Consider the following 16,554-nt stretch of genomic DNA (forward strand, 5'->3'; position numbering starts at 1 on the left):
GCCGCGTCGGAATCCCAGTGTGGTGCCATGACTTGATGCTACGTCTGGGCGCGGGGCGCCGCGTCCGCCCGCGGGAGTAGTGCCCTACCCGAAGAAGTTGATCGGCTTGACGATGTCGGCGTAGATGAGCAGCAGGCTCATCCCGCCGAGCAGAACCACGACCGCCAGCGTGAGCGGCATGAGCTTGGCCATATCGACCGGTCCGGGGTCTGGCCGTTTGAACAGCTTCGCAAAGAATCGACGGATGCCTTCCCACAGCGCCCCGGCAACGTGGCCGCCGTCGAGCGGCAGCAGGGGCACCAGGTTGAACACGAACAGGGCGATGTTCAGCGATCCGAGCAACTGAAGCATGCTCGCGACCTTCGTGGCGACCGGAATGGTGTCCATGCTCGCCAGTTCGCCGGCCACCCGGCCGACACCCACCACGCTGATCGGTCCGTTCAGGTCGCGCTCCCCCGGGCCGAATGCGGCATTGGCCACGGCCACGAGCCGGTCGGGCAGGTTGAGAATCACGTGCGCGACTCCGGAGATGTTGTCGCCGACCAAGGGCAGCACCGCTGTCGCTGGCTGGGGCACCAGTTCGCTCGCCGCTCCGATTCCGACGAACCCGACTTCCTCGGTAATCGCCGCGCCGGAGGCATCCGTTTTGATCTTGTTGTCGGCGGTATACACGTAGCGTTCGGTGAGCTTGGGGGTGAGCGAGAGATCGACGTCGGCACCGTCACGCTCGACGCCCACGGCGAGGGTGCGCCCGGGCGCCGAGCGAATGATCTCGGTCGACTGCTCCCAACTCGAAATGGCCGTTCCTCCGATACTGACCAGACGGTCTCCGGGCCGCAATCCGGCAGCGGCACCGGGTGAAGCTTCATCGGTTGACTCGCAGGTTTGCCGGTCGCTCGAAGCGGGTAGCACGCACTCGCTCACACTGCCGACGGTCGTACTGATCTGCGGGCTGCCGAATCCCATGACCAAAATGGAAAACATGACGATGGCGATAAGCAGGTTCATGGTGGGCCCGCCGAGCATGATGATCACGCGTTTGTAGACCGACAGCTGATAGAACGCGCGGTGCTCTTCACCCTCGCCGATGGTCTCCGCACTGGCCTGGCGGGCGTCGTCGACCAGGGTGGACAGGGCGCTGGTCTTCTTCTCCGGTTCGCCCTCCTGCACCATCTGATCGAAGAACCCGGTGGTAGTGGTGCGGGGAGCTCCGCCCTTCTTCGAGGGTGGAAACATGCCGATCATGGCGATATAACCGCCGAGAGGCAGCGCCTTGACGCCGTACTCAGTCTCGCCCTTGGTGCGCGACCAGAGCGTCGGTCCGAAGCCGATCATGTACTGGGTTACCTTGACGCCGAACAGCTTTGCGGGCACGAGGTGGCCGATTTCGTGCAGGCCGATGGACACGGCAAGACCCACAACCACGATCGCGACGCCCAGTATGAACAGCAGTACGGTTTCCACTGTCGTAGAGTAACCGCATCAAGCTGCAAAGCGGCTGGCCGTGCATCCTGACCTCCCGATTACGGGGTGCATGTGCTTTGCTAGAGGGTGCACGCACCAGGAGGTCCCCCTGTCTCACGAACGCATTCCTACGCAGCAGCTACCGAGCCCCGGCCCGGTGGGCAGCCTGCTTGCCGACCGTTTTCTGATCGAGACCCTCATCGGTACCGGCGGGATGGCATCCGTCTATCGGGCAACGGATACCACGCTGGGCCGCACAGTGGCCGTCAAACTCTTTCGGGCCGATGGTGGCGCCGCAGAGCCCGAACGTCAGAGTGGTGAGATCGCACTGCTGGCGAGCTTGAACCATTTCGCACTGGTCACCCTGTTCGACGCCGGCACCGCAACCGTCGACGGCACCCCGCGCACTTTCATCGTGATGGAACTTGTGGACGGGCCCGACCTGCGCGCCCACATCACGAGCGGTCCGCTGCCGAGCCTCGAGGTGGCCGTGATGGGTGCCGATCTGGCCGAGGCCCTGCACTATGTGCACGAGCAGGGCATCATTCACCGCGACGTCAAGCCGGCCAATGTGCTGCTTTCGCCCTCCGGCTTTCCCGGCCGCAGCATGCACGCCAAGCTCGCCGACTTCGGCATCGCCCGGCTTCTCGATCAGACCCGGCTCACCGCGACCGGGTCGCTGCTCGGTACCGCAAGCTACCTCAGCCCTGAACAGGCGCTCGGCGCGGCGATCGGCGCACCAACGGATGTCTATTCCCTCGGCCTGGTACTGCTCGAGTGCCTCACCGGGGTGCGCGCCTACCCCGGAACCGCCGTGGAGTCGGCGATGGCGCGGCTGCAACGCCAGCCGGAGATTCCGAGCACGCTCGGCCGGGACTGGACAGAGGTACTCACGGCCATGACCGCCCACGACGCCGACGACCGGCCCACGGCAGCCGAGGCGTCCCTGCTGCTTCGTGCGCTCGCCACCGGAACCGAAGATCAGGCCGTGGCGACGCTGCTGCTGCCTGCTCACGGTGCAGTTGATGCCGCTCCGACCGAGGTGCTGAGTGCCGATCCGGCCCCCACGCCCAAACCGGCAACCACGGCCATCTCCAGGAAGCAGACGGGGACCGCGCCCACACCGAGCGTGCGGCGCAACCGGGTCATCCTCTGGATCGTACTGGCGGTTCTGGTTGTCACCGCGATCGTTCTCTGGGCGTTGTTTCTTGCCGGCGGAGACGTGCCGCCCGCGGTTCCGCCGAGTTATCCGGCGATCGACGGCACCCTCGGCACGCACCTCGAACAGCTTCAGGAAAGCGTAAACCCGTGATCCGCAAACGCCTGACCCGCTACCTCGCTTCCGGACTGCTTCTGCTGCTGCCGTTGGCCGGTTGCGCGGCTGAGCCGGTCGAGCTCCAGGCGTCCACGGCCGAAAAACTGCAGTCTGCGGTGCTCGGCATCACCGAGGCATCGGCCGACGGAGACTTTACCGAAGCCCAGTCCCTCCTCACCGCGATGCAGGCCAACCTCCGCACCGCGGCCGCCGCCGGCCAGGTCAGCGCAGAACGATCGGCGTCGATTCAAGCCGCCATCAACCTGGTCACCGCCGATCTGACAGTTCAGATAGAGGACGCAGCGGTCGCCGCCGAAGCCGCTGCTGAAGCGGCAGCCGAAGCGGCGGCCCTCTCCGTCGAACAGAACGCCGAGAACGCCAAAGAAGCGGCGGAAAATGCCAAGGAAGCCGCCGAAGACGCGCGCGACGCGGCGACAAAGGCCGCCGAAGATGCCAAGGAAAACCGCGAAGAGTGCCAGGACGATAAAGATCGGGTCAAAGCCGGCGCGTGCAATTAAGACATTAATTCGCGGCGATCAGCTGATCGGCGGCGGCCCGCGCCCAACGCTCGGCCTCGCCGAGGGAGTCCCGGGTGAGGTCACCCTGCTGCTCGTGGGATTCGACCACGCGCAGCACCGTGTCGACGATGTCCAGAAAGCCGATGTGCCCGGCGTGAAAAGCCGCGACGGCCTGCTCATTGGCCGCGTTGAAGACGGCCGGATAAGTGCCGCCCAGTCGGCCGACCTTTTTGGCCAGTTCGACCGCGGGAAAGGCCGCGTTGTCGAGGGGTTCAAAAGTCCAGCTGTGCGGCACGGTCCAGTCGATCGGGGCGCCGACTGCGGCTACCCGGTTCGGCCAGTCCAGGCCGAGCGAGATCGGCAGCCGCATGTCCGGGGGGCTTGCCTGCGCGATGGTCGACCCGTCGACGAATTCGACCATCGAGTGCACCACTGATTGCGGGTGCACGACGGCGTCAATGCGGTCGTATTCCACGTCGAACAAGAGGTGCGCCTCGATGATCTCCAGGCCTTTGTTCACGAGTGTGGCCGAGTTGGTGGTGACCACGAGGCCCATATTCCAGGTGGGGTGCGCGAGGGCCTGCGTGGGCGTGACCCGGTCAAGCTGTTGCCGGGTAAAACCGCGAAACGGCCCGCCCGATGCCGTCAGCACGAGTCGACGCACTTCGTGCTTGGTTCCTGCAAGCAATGCCTGCGCAATGGCGGAGTGTTCGGAGTCAACGGGCACAATCTGCCCTGGCGCAGCCAGATTCTTCACCAGGTCGCCGCCGACGATCAGCGATTCCTTATTGGCCAGGGCCAGGGTGCGCCCGGCCTTCAGCGCAGCGAGGGTGGGGCCGAGACCGACGGAACCGGTGATGCCGTTGAGCACGACGTCTGCGTCGACGTCTCGAACGAGTTGTTCGGCCTCGTCGGCGCCGAGCGCGGTGGCGTCCACAGCGAAGTCGGCCGCCTGTTGATCGAGCACTTCGCGGTTGCTGCCGGCAGCGAGGCCGACCACCTCAAACCGCTCCGGGTTGGCGCGAATGACGTTGAGCGCCTGGGTTCCGATGGAGCCAGTTGACCCGAGGATGATTACTCTGCGCATACCCCCATGCTAGGTGCCGGGCGCGGCGTATGTTCGATGCCGTCCAGTGGTGGCGTAGTGTCGACGGGTGACTGGTGCCGATGCAGAACCCAAAGATAACGCCGAAACCATCACGATCGATAGTTCCGATCAAGCCGTTCCGGCCGAAGAAACCGACGAAGCCGAGCGGGTCAAGCGCCCGGGATTCGTCTACTTTCTCGGCTACGGCATCATGGCGCCCGTCGCGCGAATCGTTTTTCGGCCGAGCATTTTGGGCCGCGAGAACATCCCGGCCACCGGCCGCGTCATTCTCGCGAGTAACCACCTCTCCTTCATTGACAGCATCGTCATTCCGCTCGTCGCTACCCGCCGCGTGCAGTTTCTCGCCAAGTCGACCTACTTCACCGGAGTCGGCTTCAAGGGCTGGGTGTCACGAACCTTCTTCACTGCCATCGGCGCCATCGGCGTGGAACGCGGAGCTGGCCAGGCCGCTCAGGTCGCACTCGACGCCGGCCGCGCCGTACTAGAGGCCGAGGGTGCGTTCGCGATCTACCCGGAGGGCACCCGTTCACTCGATGGCCGCCTCTACAAGGGTCGCACCGGCGTCGCCTGGCTGGCCCTCACCACGGGCGCTGTTGTGGTTCCGGTTGGGCTGATCGGCACGCAGGAGATTCAGCCGGTGGGCAGCAAGGTGCCGCGCATCCGCAAGGTCACTGTCAGTTTCGGTGAACCGCTTGACCTCAGTCACCACGGTCAGGCCACATCGGGCAAGGCGCGCCGCCAGGCAACGGATGAGATCATGGCGGCCATTCATGGCCTGTCCGGCCAGGACCTGGCCAATGCCTACAACGAATCGCCGCCGGTCGGCACGCTGAATCGCCTCGCCCACCGGGTCTTTCCGCGCGAACGCCTGTAGCCGCGGTCTGGCCGTCGACCGGACGGTCATAGGCTGGAGCAATGACTGCTACGTATTCGGTGCCCCAGAAACGCAAGCTCGTGACGGCTCTTCCCGGCCCCAAATCGGTTGAGCTGCAGGCCAGACGCGAGAAGACTGTTGCCCGCGGCGCCGGAACCCTCGCCAACATTTACATGGACCACGGCGCCGGAGCGATCCTGGTCGACGTTGATGGCAACCAGATCATCGACCTCGGCTGCGGTATCGGGGTGACCACGATCGGTCACGCGCATCCGGACGTCGCGGCCGCGGCATCCGCTCAGGCAGCGAAACTGACCCACACCCTGTTCACGGTCACGCCCTACGAGAACTACGTGGCCGTCGCCGAGAAACTTAGCCAGATCACCCCCGGTGACTTCGAGAAGCACTCGGTCCTCGTGAACACCGGCGCTGAGGCCGTGGAGAACGCGGTGAAGATCGCCCGCAAGTTCACCGGCCGGCGTGCGATCGTGGCGCTCGACCACGCCTTTCACGGTCGCACCAACTTGACCATGACGATGACCTACCGGCCCTGGCCTGAGCGCGCCGGAATGGGCCCGTTTCCCGGCGAGATCTACAGTGTGCCAACGAGCTACCCATTCCGCGACGGCCTGAGCGGCCTTGAAGCGGCCGAGAAGACCATCGACTACATCAACACCCACATCGGAGCCACCGAGGTCGCGGCGTTCTTCGTCGAGCCGATTCAGGGCGACGGCGGCATTGTCATTCCCGCGCCCGGCTATTTCAAGCGCATTCGCGAGTTCTGCACCGAGAACGGCATCGTCTTCGTGGCCGATGAAATTCAGGCCGGCATTGCCCGCACCGGGGTCTGGTACTCGATCGAGCACCACGACGTCGTGCCCGACCTGGTCACCACGGCCAAGGGCATCGCCGGCGGCTTCCCGCTGGCCGCCGTCACCGGTCGCGCCGACATCATGGATTCCGTGCAGCCCGGCGGAATCGGCGGCACCTTCGGTGGCAACCCGGTCTCGACCGCTGCCGCGCTCGCAGTGTTCAACTTGATCGAGCGCGACAACCTGCTCGGGGAGGCGAAGCGGGTAGAAGCCGCACTGTGGGCGCGCATCGGCGACTGGGCCGAGAAGTTCTCCATCGTCGGCGAGGTCCGCGGCAAGGGCGCCATGTTCGGCGTCGAGCTCGTGCACCCCGGCACGAAGAAGCCCTACCCCGAGGCGCTCACCGCGCTGATCAAGCACGCCACCACGAACGGCGTCATCGCGCTCGATTCCGGCAGCTGGGATTCAGTTCTGCGCATCATGCCGAGCGTCGTGATCTCCGACGAACTCATCGACGACGCCGCGACCGTGCTCGAAGAGGCGCTCACCGCCCTGGTCGCCGCCTACCCCGCGTAGTCGCCGCGTAGTCGCCGCGTAGTCGCCGCGTAGTCGCCGCGTAGTCGCCCCCGTCGCCGAGCCGTGAGTTTGAGCCCGGAAATTGGCTCAAACTCACGGCTCGGCGGGTCATACTCACGGCTCAAAATCGTCTCTTAGACGCGCCCCGGTTGCGCCACCCAGTCCGTGATGTCGACGGACTGGGTCGGCGGCAGGTCGATAGCCGCGGGGCTGATGACCGCCTGTGCGTCGCCCGGGCGCATCACGGTCCGGCCGTTGGCGAAGCGGATGCTGTCGGCTCCGACACCAGCGTGGGTGACGGTGTTGGCGATGGCGTTGCTGCCGGCTCCCCCGTTTCGGACACCGGCACGAGCGGCCGTACCTGGGTGAACGGGAATGGCGAGGGTGCAGCATCCGCTTGGTAGGCCTGGCCGAGGTAGTCGTAGGTGTAATCGATATCGCCAGAGGTCACCAGTTGGAGTGGGAACACGTTCCAGCCGCCGCCCGGTACCAACAGGCTCGGTACGACCATGTCCTTCTCACCGGCCGCATCAAGCTGCGGCAGGTAGTTCGTATTGAGCGGGTCGTTGACCACGTTGAGCGCGCGGCCACCCTGGTCGAATAACTGCACGTCGGTGAGCGGCTGGCCATCGGCGTCGTAGGCGAAGACGTTGGTCACCTGCTTACCACTCTGCATGAGTCCGGGGGTCGGAGCCGGGTTGTAATCGACGTATGCACTGTTCTGCGCATTGGCCTCATGGGCCGAGTGAGAAAGCACCACTGGCAGCACCAGAATCGCGCAGACGCTAACCACGGTGCGAAAGCCGGGGAGCCAGCGCCAGGGCAGCCAGCGCCCACGACCCCATTGCACGCTCAAAATCACGAAGACCGCGAGCACGATCCAACGAATCGGCTCGGTCGCAATAGCGCTCATGCCTCCTCCTAAGAAGAAGTTCCCACCGCCGAGGAGGAAGATCTCCGCGACCGCATAGACGACCCAGCCGCGTAGCACCCACCACAGCGGGCGAAGCACGAGCAGAAAGTCGAGTACCGCCGTACCGGCCACACTCGAGCGGATGCGGCGGGCCGCGTTTGCCCGAATGCCCCCGACCCGGGTGCGCAGCCGGTGTAGCCGCGGCACGCGGACTTTGGGCGTCGCTCCCCGCACGGGGAGCCCGGCAGCACCGCGCAGCTCGTCAGCATAGGCGACCGGATCACCGAGGTCAGAGTCGAGCATCGCGGCATCGCCAGCATCGACGTCGGCGGCCTGCTCGGTGAGGTCGGCTTCGAGGCCGTCGGTGAGGTCGTCGATGTCATCGGCCGGAAGATCGTTCAGGGCCGCTCGCACGGCCAGGGCGAAATCACGAATGGACTGGGGAGTCGTAGCTGTTTCGATCATGAGTTGTCGCCGATCGTGGGTAGGAGAGCGGAGCGCTGCGGGTTCTCGAGCAGCTGGGAGAGAGTGTCGGCGAAGTGGGTCCAGGTCGCGCGCTGATCGGCGAGCATGGCCCGGCCGTGCGGGTTCATCCCGTAGTACTTGCGGTGTGGTCCGCCATCCGACGGCACCACGTAGCTCGACAGCGCCCCCGCGCCGTACAGCCGGCGCAGGGTGCCGTAGACCGAGGCGTCTCCAACCTCATCGAGTCCGGCGGCTCGCAATCGGCGCACAATGTCGTAGCCGTAGCCGTCGTCGTCAACGATGACGGCCAGAACGGCCATGTCAAGCACCCCCTTGAGTAATTGGGTGGTATCCATCGGCATCCCCTTCATCGGCCCGAGCGTTCACTCAGGCCTTCAACGGATCCCACACTACTACGCAAACCGCACTACTGCGCGATGCGCAATCTCGGTCTCCCGCGCCGAGCCGTGAGCTTCAAGCGCCGAGCCGAGAAGCGCTCAGACCGTGGTGACCGGCTCGTGCACGACCGGAAAGTTCATCGAGGCTCCGATGAAGCATTCACGCGCTGCCTCGGCGTGCAGCGACTGCGCGAAGTCGACCTGGGCGGGGTCGGATATTGTCACACGCGGGCGCAGCGTAGCGGATGCGAAACTTCCGCCGCCGCCCGCCCGTTGACGCATCACACCGACCGCGGAGTCGGTGTAGGCGGTGACCGTCACCCCGTGCCGCACGGCCACATGCAGGTAGGAGAGCATGTGGCACTGACTAAGCGCGGCGAGCAACAGCTCTTCCGGGTTCCAGCGTTCGGCATTCCCGTGAAAAGTCGGGTCGCTCGATCCCTTGATAACGGCCTTGTCCTCGGCCCCCTTACCCACCGGCGTGATGGTGTGCTGCCGGCCGTAAGCCCGATAGCTGCTAGTACCACTGCCCTGATTGCCGGTCCAGTCGACCCGTACCGCGTAATTGTGCTCGCCGAGCATGATTCCCCCTCGAAATCGCTATCTCCTGCACCAATTCTGACAGCACAACCAGCCTCGTGGGGAATGAGATCGGTAAAGTGGATGCATCATGACTGACACCCTCACAAACTCTGCTCCCGCTGCCGCCGCGACCACGTACTCCGTCGCGCAGGAACGAAAGATCGTCACGGCCATTCCCGGTCCGATCTCGGCGGCGTTGCAGGAGCGGCGCCGAGCGGTCGTCTCCGATGGCGTCAGCTCCATGCTCCCCGTCTACATCAAGAAGGCCAGCGGCGCGATCGTCGTCGACGTTGACGGAAACCAGTTCATCGACCTCGGTGCCGGAATCGGCGTGACCACGATCGGCCACACGGAGACCAGCGTTGTCGCAGCGGCCATTGAACAGTCCCAGGATTTCATCCACACCCTGTTCACCGTCACCCCGTACGAAGAGTACGTGCGCGTCGCCGAGCTTCTCGCCGAGCACACCCCTGGCAATTTCCCGAAGAAGAGCGTGCTCATCAACTCCGGCGCCGAAGCCGTCGAGAACGGCGTGAAGATCGCCCGCAAGTACACCGGACGTCGCGCCGTCGCCGTACTCGACCACGCCTATCACGGCCGCACCGTGCTGACCATGGCCATGAACTACAAGGCCATGCCATACGCCACCGGCTACGGTCCGCTCGCCAGCGACGTCTACCACGCACCGAGTTCCTACCCGTACCACGACGGCCTGACCGGTGCCGAGGCGGCCGCACGCACCATCGCCTACCTCGACAAGGTGATCGGGGCATCAGATCTGGCCTGTCTCGTCGTCGAGCCTATCCAGGGAGAGGGCGGTTTCATGGTGCCAGCGGATGGCTACCTGCCCGCCCTGCAGGAATGGTGCACCGCGAACGGTGTCGTCATGATCGCCGATGAAATCCAGAGCGGCATGGCGCGCTCCGGCAAGTACTACGCGAGTGAACACTTCGGCTGGATCCCCGACCTCGTGCTCAGCGCCAAGGGTATCGCTGGCGGCTTCCCGCTTGCCGCCGTCACCGGCCGCGCCGAAATCATGGATGCTTCCCAGCCCGGCGGCCTCGGTGGCACCTTCGGTGGCAACCCGGTCTCCTGTGCAGCTGCGATCGCCGTCTTCGAGGCCATCGAGACGAACAACCTGCTCGGCGAGGCACAGCGCATCGAGAAGTCGCTCACCGCCGGCCTTACCGTGCTCAAGAACAAGTACGACATCATCGGCGAGATTCGCGGCCACGGCGCCATGATGGCGATCGAGCTCGTGCAGCCGGGTACCGGCGACGGCGAGAAGGCGCCCAACGCCGCCGCAGTGAGCGCGATTTCGACCTACGCCGGCCAGCACGGCGTGCTGCTGCTCACCGCCGGCACCTACGGCAACGTGCTGCGTTTTCTGCCGAGCCTCGCGCTGTCCGATGCCCTCATCGTCGACGCCCTCTCGGTGATCGACGACGCCATGGCCGCGCTGTAGCCACCGTGACGGAAACCTTTACGGTCGACAATTCCGTCGAGCTGGCCGTTGTTGAGCGCAGCGGCTTCGTTGAGTCCCGGCACGCCGGTTCGGCGATCGTGCTCGGCACCAATGGTGAAGTGCTGCGGGCGCTCGGCGACGTCACCAGCCCGGTCTTTCCGCGCTCGGCGATGAAACCGTTCCAGGCCGTCGCGGTCCTGGCCAGCGGCGCCGCCCTGCGGGGAGCGGATGCCGCCATCGCCACCGCGAGTCACAGCGGCACCGCCGCCCACATTGAACTCGTTCGCGGGCTGCTCTCCCGGGCCGGAATACCGGAGACGGCGCTCGCCTGCCCCGCTGCCTGGCCGATCGACTCCGCCGCCCGAGACGCTCTCGTGCGCCTCGGCGCCACCAAGGCACCGGTCTACATGGAGTGCTCGGGCAAGCACGCGGCCATGCTCGTGGCCTGCCAGCACAACGGCTGGGCGCTGGAAGGCTATCTGGACCCGGCGCATCCGCTGCAAAAACGCATCCTGGACGTGCTCGAGCGCTTCACCGGCGAACGCCCGCTGGCCTCTGGCGTCGACGGCTGCGGCGCCCCGGTGCACGCGATCTCCCTCACTGGGTTGGCCCGCGGGATCGCCCGCATTGCCACCAGCAAGTCCAACTCCCCGTTCGCGATCTACCGCGAGGCCGGCTTCCTGGCCGAAGCGGTGCGCGCCAACGGCTGGGTGGTGGCCGGCCCCGGCCACTCCGACAGTATCGTGATCGACCGGCTCGGCCTGTTCGTGAAGGGTGGCGCGGAGGGCATCATGGTCGCTGCCGCCGAAAACGGTACCACCGTGGCGCTGAAGATTCTCGACGGCAACCTACGAGCCGCAGCGGCGGTTGCGCTCAGCCTGCTGGCTGACGCTGGAGCGATCCAGCGAGCGGATGTCACTGAGTTGCTGCCCGAGCTCGGCCTCACCGTGACCGGTGGTGGCCGTCCGGTCGGAGGGATTCGCGCCAGCTACGTTTAGCCGGTGATGCTGGGCGCGATCACGTTGAGTGCGCCCGCCATCACCCTTACCTCGACCGGCAGAGGCCCGATGCGGTCGCCGTCGGCGTAGGCTTCCACCGGACCGGTCGAATCGATCGCGACCGCGTACCCAGTCTGCACGGTGACTTCCGGCAGCTCCAAGTGTGTTCCGCGGTAGATCAGGCGCAGTGCTTTCAGCAGTCGGAGCCGGCCAGCCGCGGCGAAGATGACGATGTCGAGCAGACCGTCGTCAAGCCGCGCCGAGGGCGCCACGTGCATCCCCGACCCGTAGTAGCCGGAATTTGCCACGATCACGGTGTGCGCGCTGACTATCCGGCTCACGCCGTCGATCGCGATGCGGTACTCGGTCGAGCGGTGCGTGGCGATCGCCCCGAGGGCCGCGATCGGATACTGCAGCCGGGCCGGTAATCGGTGCACCCGATTGACCAGTCTCGAGGTGAGCGAATCGATTCCGGCGTACACGCTGCCCACCACGATTCGGTCACCGACCTCGATGACGTCGACCGGCCGCACCGATCCCGTCAGCAGCAGGTCAGCCACCGCCGCAACATCGTGCGTAATTCCCAGTTGACGCGCGAAATCATTGCCGCGCCCCACCGGCACGAATCCGAGAATTCCGCCCGCCGTCACGACCGCGCCGGCGAGGGAACCGACGGTGCCGTCGCCGCCGACCGCGACGACCACACTGCCACGCCCGGAGGCCTTGGTCGCAACCTCACGGCCGTGCTCCGCGCTCTGGGTGTGGGTCACCGTGACCAGGGCCCCGGCGTCACGCAGGTAACGTGCCACCTCCAGGCCGCGCCCGGCGGCGGCGGGCTGGCCAGCGGCCGGGTTGACCAACAGTTCGAAGGATCTCACGGGGGTTCAGCTGAGCTTGGCCAATCGCCGCGCCTTCGCCGCCCCGGACACCTGCACCGTCACGACCACGACGAGCGCGAGAATGAACACGGCCGACGCGAGCACGTTGGCTTCGGCCGGAATGCCGCGGGCCGCCGAAATGTAGATGTACTTGGGGAACGTCGTCACTGCCCCAGAGTTGAAATTCGTGATGATGAAGTCGTCGAACGACAGCGCAAATGACAGCAGAGCGGCCGCCAGAATGCCGGGCAGCAGCAGCGGAAAGGTGATGCGCGCGAACACCTGCCAGGCCGAGCCGTACAGGTCGCGGCCAGCCTCTTCCAGCGCGGGATCGAGACTCGCCACCCGCGCCTTGACCGTGACCACCACGAAGCTGATGCAGAACATGGTGTGCGCCAGAATGATCGTCAGCATGTCCTTCGGCACACCGAGCGACAGAAACTGAGCCGCCAGGCCGGCGCCGAGCACGACCTCCGGGGTTGCCATCGGCAGAAACAGCAGCAAGCTGGTCTGTGACCGAAACTTGAACCGGTAGCGCACGATGGCGATCGCGATCATGGTGCCGAGGGTGGTCGCCACGACCGTGGCGACGGCCCCGATGAACAAACTGTTACCAAAGGCCTGACAGACGGCGCCGTTTTGTACGTTGCAGACGTTCAACCATTTGTCGAAGGTGAAACCGCGCCAGGTGATGTTCGACTTGAGCGAATCGTTGAAGGAGTAGACGAAGGTATAGCCGATCGGAATCATCAGAAACAACAGCGCCAACCCGCTGTAGACGGGTAGCAGCCACTTGCCGAGGGAGAGTTTCACAGCAGTTCCTCGGTTCCGGATCGCTTGACATAGATACTGACAATCACGAGAATCACGGTCATCAGAATGATGGACAGGGCCGCCGCCGAGGGATAGTTCTGCAGCACGAGAAAGTTCGCCTCGATCACATTTCCCATCATCTGGGTGCCGGTACCACCGAGAAAGTCCCGGCTGGCATTGATATAGTCACCGGCCGCCGGGATGAACGTGAGCAGGGTCCCGGCCACGATGCCGGGCATCGACAGCGGAATGGTCACCTTGCGGAACACCTGGAACGGACTGGCGTAGAGGTCGTTGCCGGCCTCGAGGTAACGCACGTCGAGACGTTCCAGTGTCGTGTACAACGGCAGAGTCATGAACGGGATGAAGTTATAGGTCAGGCCGAAGATCACCGAGAAAGCGGTGCCGGTCACGTGCGCTTCCGGCCCCAGCAGCGACAGCGCTTTGAGCGACTGCACGACGAACGATTCGTCGGAAAAGAGCTGCTTCCAGGCTAAGGTGCGCAGCAGAAAGCTGATGAAGAACGGTGCGATCACGAGCACGAGCATGAGGCTCTGCAGCAGGGGCCACTTGCGGGCCTTCACTCCGATGAAGTACGCCAGCGGGTAGCTGATCACCAGCGCGAAGAACGTCGCGGCCAGCGCATAACTGAACGATCGCACGATGTGCGGCCAATAGGTCGTGATGACCTCGGTGTAGTTCTGCCAGCGAAAGGCGTAGTCGTACTGTCCGATATCGCCGAACTCCCGCGGCGTCTGAAATGACGTCAGCAACAATGAGACCAGCGGGGTGAGAAAGAACAGCACCAGATAAAGGATGCCCGGCAGCAGCAGAAACAACGCCACCGGACTGCGACGCCGAGCGACCGGGTCGGTCGACGGCGCAGTCGCGGTCGAGAATACAGCGAAGGCCATCCTTAGGCCTCCTCAAGCTCCGTGACGAGCGACGACCGGCGCTGCTGTGCGATGGTCTTGGTGTCGAGGTCCGCTTCGAACCGTGGAGCATCCGCTGGATCGTCGTCGAGTCCGAAGCCGTGCTCGACGTTCCAACTGAGCCAGACCTGGGCTCCGACGTGCGCGGCCGGCCCGAAGGCCATGTTCTGGGCGAACACCACGAGTGTGCCGACGCCGGGCACCGCCACAAGGTACTGCGTGCTGACCCCGCTGAACGACACGTCGATGACCCGGCCCGGACCCATCACGTTGCGGCCGGCGTCGTGGATGGGCGCGTCTTTGTGCAGGGTCAGCTTTTCCGGCCGAACACCGATCGTGACTTCGCCAGACACCCGATGTGCCCGACCCAGCGGCACCACGATCTTCTGCCCAGAAACGTCCACGGCGATCGCGGTACTCGTGGTGGACACGACCGGACCGGTGAACAGGTTGGACTGGCCGAGAAAGTTCGCCACGAAGGCGGTCTTGGGCAGTTCGTAGAGCTGCTGCGGCTCCCCCATCTGCTCGATACGGCCCTTGTTCATGACCGCGATGGTGTCGGCCATGGTCATGGCCTCCTCCTGATCGTGAGTGACGTGCAGGAAGGTCAGACCGACCTCCTCCTGAATGGTCTTCAACTCGAGCTGCATCTGGCGGCGCAGCTTGAGGTCGAGGGCCCCGAGCGGTTCGTCGAGCAGAAGCAGTGCCGGCCGGTTGACGATGGCGCGGGCCAGGGCCACGCGCTGCTGCTGGCCGCCGGACAGCTGCTGCGGTTTGCGGTGCGCCAGGTGATCGAGCTCCACCAGCAGCAGCGCCTCGTGCGCTTTGGCCACCGGATCATTGATCTTGCGGCGGCGCAGCCCGAAGGCGACGTTCTCCAGCACGGTCATGTGCGGAAACAGGGCGTAGCTCTGGAACACGGTATTGACCGGGCGCTGAAAGGATTTCTGATTGGTCACATCCGTTCCCCCGATCAGAATGCGGCCGCTAGTGGGCTCTTCGAGACCGGCGACCAGCCGCAGGGTCGTCGTCTTGCCGCAGCCCGAGGGACCAAGCAGCGCGAAGAAGGACCCGGCCGGAATGGTGAGGTTGAGATTTTCAATAGCGGTGAACCCGGGGAAACGTTTCTCGATGCCGACCAGCTCCAGGTCGGCGCCACGATCAGCGAACGCACCAGCGGCCATCAGGCTGCGCCCAGCAGAATGGCTTGGAATTGTCCGTTGAAGGTCTGCTCCTCGGTGCCGTCGAGCCCCCGGAAGACGTAGGCATTGGCGAGGGTCGCTTCGTCGGGAAAGATTAGCGGATCTTCGGCCAGGGTCGGATCTATGGCCATCATGGCTTCCTTGGCGCCGACGACGGGAGTGATGTAGTTGACGTAGGCGGCGACCTCGGCGGCGACGGCCGGGTCGTAGTAGTAGTTGATGAGTTCTTCGACGTTCTTCTTGCCCGGCGAGCCGATCGGCACCACGAAATTGTCGTTCCAGAGCGTGCCGCCCTTTTCGGGAACGGTGAAACCCCACCTATCGCCATTTTCGGCGTTGAGCTGCACGATGTCTCCTGACCAAACGATGGCGGCGAGGGTGTCTTCGTTGGCGAGGTCTTCCTTGTACGAGTTGCCCTTGATATTGCGGATCTGGCCGTCGGAAACCTGCTTCTTGAACTCGTCGATGGCGGCGGTGAATTCTTCTTCGCCCCATTTTCCGGAGATGTCTACGCCCTGGTCGAGCATGATCAGGCCCATGGTGTCGCGCATTTCGGAGAGTACGCCGACGCGGCCCTTCAGCTCGGGAACCCAGAGATCTTCAACCGATTTGAGGCCCTGCGGATACTTTTCCTTGTTCCAGGCCAGGCCGGCGAATCCGCCCTGCCAGGGAACGCTCATGGCCCGGCCCGGGTCGAAGTCGACTTTCTGCAGTGACGGCAGCAGATTGGCGAGGTTGGGGATATTGGCGTGGTCGAGTTCCTGGGTGTAGCCGAAGCGGATCATGCGGCTGACCATCCAGTCGGTCAGGCAGGCGACATCGGCTCCGATGTCCTGGCCGAGGGCGAGCTGGTCCTTGACCTTGCCGTAGTAGGAGTTGTTGTCGTCGACGGCTTCGGTGTACTTGACCGAAATGCCGGTTTGCGCTTTGAACGCGTCGAGGGTCGGGTAATTGCCGACATCGTCGACGTCGATGTAGAGCGCCCAGTTGTCCCAGCGGATGGTCTTGTCGGTGGCTGACGTGTCGGTCGCAGCGGTGGGCTTGGGCGCAGCTCCCGTGGAGCACGCGGCGAGCGCGAGAGCCGTGGCGCCGGCACCGGCGCCGGCCAGCAGTGTGCGACGGCCCAGCTGGGCGTTCTGCGCCTGGCGGATGAGTTGGCGAATCATGGGATCGGCGGGCAGCGGCTTGGACTTCATCATGGTTCTCCTAGCATTCTGGGCACGCACACGGTCGAACTCGCT

General features: G+C 64.9%; 16 protein-coding genes. 6 read left to right on the plus strand and 10 right to left on the minus strand.

Annotated features, from left to right (window positions below; genetic code table 11):
* Positions 1 to 84 precede the first annotated feature (84 nt).
* Positions 85 to 1,464 carry a M50 family metallopeptidase gene (locus tag CJ028_RS06170; RefSeq protein ID WP_105034403.1) on the minus strand — a complete coding sequence of 460 codons (1,380 nt, stop codon included), beginning with the start codon at positions 1,462 to 1,464 and terminating at the stop codon, positions 85 to 87.
* Positions 1,465 to 1,621: 157 nt separating this feature from the next.
* Here CJ028_RS06170 and CJ028_RS06175 point away from each other — a divergent pair, with 157 nt between their 5' ends.
* Entirely contained in the window at positions 1,622 to 2,776 is a 1,155-nt protein-coding gene (locus CJ028_RS06175; protein ID WP_240607126.1) for a serine/threonine-protein kinase, read from the plus strand.
* A complete protein-coding gene (locus CJ028_RS06180) occupies positions 2,773 to 3,297 on the plus strand; it encodes a mucin-associated surface protein (RefSeq protein WP_105034405.1) in 525 nt (174 codons plus the stop codon). Before CJ028_RS06175 ends, CJ028_RS06180 begins: the two co-directional genes overlap by 4 nt.
* 4 nt (positions 3,298 to 3,301) lie before the next feature.
* Here CJ028_RS06180 and dxr read toward each other — a convergent pair whose 3' ends face one another.
* Complete coding sequence (gene dxr / locus CJ028_RS06185; RefSeq protein ID WP_105034406.1) at positions 3,302 to 4,384, minus strand: 1-deoxy-D-xylulose-5-phosphate reductoisomerase; 1,083 nt, start codon at positions 4,382 to 4,384, stop codon at positions 3,302 to 3,304.
* A gap of 67 nt (positions 4,385 to 4,451) precedes the next feature.
* Between dxr and CJ028_RS06190 the strand changes: the two genes are divergently transcribed.
* Both CJ028_RS06190 and CJ028_RS06195 read left to right on the plus strand, forming a co-directional pair.
* The gene (locus CJ028_RS06190) at positions 4,452 to 5,279 is read left to right on the plus strand and encodes a lysophospholipid acyltransferase family protein (protein WP_439099030.1); all 828 of its coding nucleotides are present in this window, start codon (positions 4,452 to 4,454) and stop codon (positions 5,277 to 5,279) included.
* Between the two features lie 41 nt (positions 5,280 to 5,320).
* Complete coding sequence (locus CJ028_RS06195; protein WP_105034407.1) at positions 5,321 to 6,667, plus strand: aminotransferase class III-fold pyridoxal phosphate-dependent enzyme; 1,347 nt, start codon at positions 5,321 to 5,323, stop codon at positions 6,665 to 6,667.
* A gap of 241 nt (positions 6,668 to 6,908) precedes the next feature.
* Here the strand turns inward: CJ028_RS06195 and CJ028_RS06200 are convergent, their stop codons facing one another.
* The 3 genes from CJ028_RS06200 to CJ028_RS06210 form a co-directional block, all read right to left on the minus strand.
* Positions 6,909 to 8,045 (minus strand): hypothetical protein, encoded by a 1,137-nt coding sequence (locus CJ028_RS06200; RefSeq protein ID WP_105034408.1) that lies wholly within the window; start codon positions 8,043 to 8,045, stop codon positions 6,909 to 6,911.
* Complete coding sequence (locus CJ028_RS06205) at positions 8,042 to 8,401, minus strand: PadR family transcriptional regulator (protein WP_105034409.1); 360 nt, start codon at positions 8,399 to 8,401, stop codon at positions 8,042 to 8,044. Before CJ028_RS06205 ends, CJ028_RS06200 begins: the two co-directional genes overlap by 4 nt.
* 141 nt (positions 8,402 to 8,542) lie before the next feature.
* Complete coding sequence (locus CJ028_RS06210) at positions 8,543 to 9,028, minus strand: OsmC family protein (RefSeq protein WP_105034410.1); 486 nt, start codon at positions 9,026 to 9,028, stop codon at positions 8,543 to 8,545.
* An 85-nt stretch (positions 9,029 to 9,113) separates the two neighbouring features.
* Here CJ028_RS06210 and gabT point away from each other — a divergent pair, with 85 nt between their 5' ends.
* Positions 9,114 to 10,490 (plus strand): 4-aminobutyrate--2-oxoglutarate transaminase, encoded by a 1,377-nt coding sequence (gene gabT, locus CJ028_RS06215; protein ID WP_105034411.1) that lies wholly within the window; start codon positions 9,114 to 9,116, stop codon positions 10,488 to 10,490.
* 5 nt (positions 10,491 to 10,495) lie between these two features.
* Positions 10,496 to 11,488, plus strand: coding sequence for an asparaginase (locus CJ028_RS06220; protein WP_105034412.1), 993 nt, complete (start codon positions 10,496 to 10,498; stop codon positions 11,486 to 11,488).
* Here the strand turns inward: CJ028_RS06220 and CJ028_RS06225 are convergent.
* From CJ028_RS06225 to CJ028_RS06245, 5 genes are read right to left on the minus strand one after another with little or no spacing between them, the layout of a single operon-like run.
* Positions 11,485 to 12,366: a diacylglycerol/lipid kinase family protein gene (locus CJ028_RS06225; protein WP_205683956.1), complete on the minus strand. Its 882-nt coding sequence runs from the start codon at positions 12,364 to 12,366 to the stop codon at positions 11,485 to 11,487. The genes CJ028_RS06220 and CJ028_RS06225 overlap by 4 nt on opposite strands.
* A 6-nt stretch (positions 12,367 to 12,372) precedes the next feature.
* Positions 12,373 to 13,179, minus strand: a complete 807-nt coding sequence (locus tag CJ028_RS06230) for an ABC transporter permease (RefSeq protein WP_174774976.1) — start codon at positions 13,177 to 13,179, stop codon at positions 12,373 to 12,375.
* Positions 13,176 to 14,093, minus strand: a complete 918-nt coding sequence (locus CJ028_RS06235) for an ABC transporter permease (protein ID WP_105034413.1) — start codon at positions 14,091 to 14,093, stop codon at positions 13,176 to 13,178. The genes CJ028_RS06230 and CJ028_RS06235 overlap by 4 nt, the downstream gene beginning before the upstream one ends.
* 2 nt (positions 14,094 to 14,095) lie before the next feature.
* Positions 14,096 to 15,295, minus strand: coding sequence for an ABC transporter ATP-binding protein (locus CJ028_RS06240; RefSeq protein WP_105034414.1), 1,200 nt, complete (start codon positions 15,293 to 15,295; stop codon positions 14,096 to 14,098).
* Positions 15,295 to 16,509 carry an ABC transporter substrate-binding protein gene (locus tag CJ028_RS06245; RefSeq protein WP_105034525.1) on the minus strand — a complete coding sequence of 405 codons (1,215 nt, stop codon included), beginning with the start codon at positions 16,507 to 16,509 and terminating at the stop codon, positions 15,295 to 15,297. The genes CJ028_RS06240 and CJ028_RS06245 overlap by 1 nt, the downstream gene beginning before the upstream one ends.
* Between the last annotated feature and the right edge of the window lie 45 nt (positions 16,510 to 16,554).

The organism is Cryobacterium aureum (assembly GCF_002954245.1).
Classification (GTDB): Bacteria; Actinomycetota; Actinomycetes; order Actinomycetales; family Microbacteriaceae; genus Cryobacterium; species Cryobacterium aureum.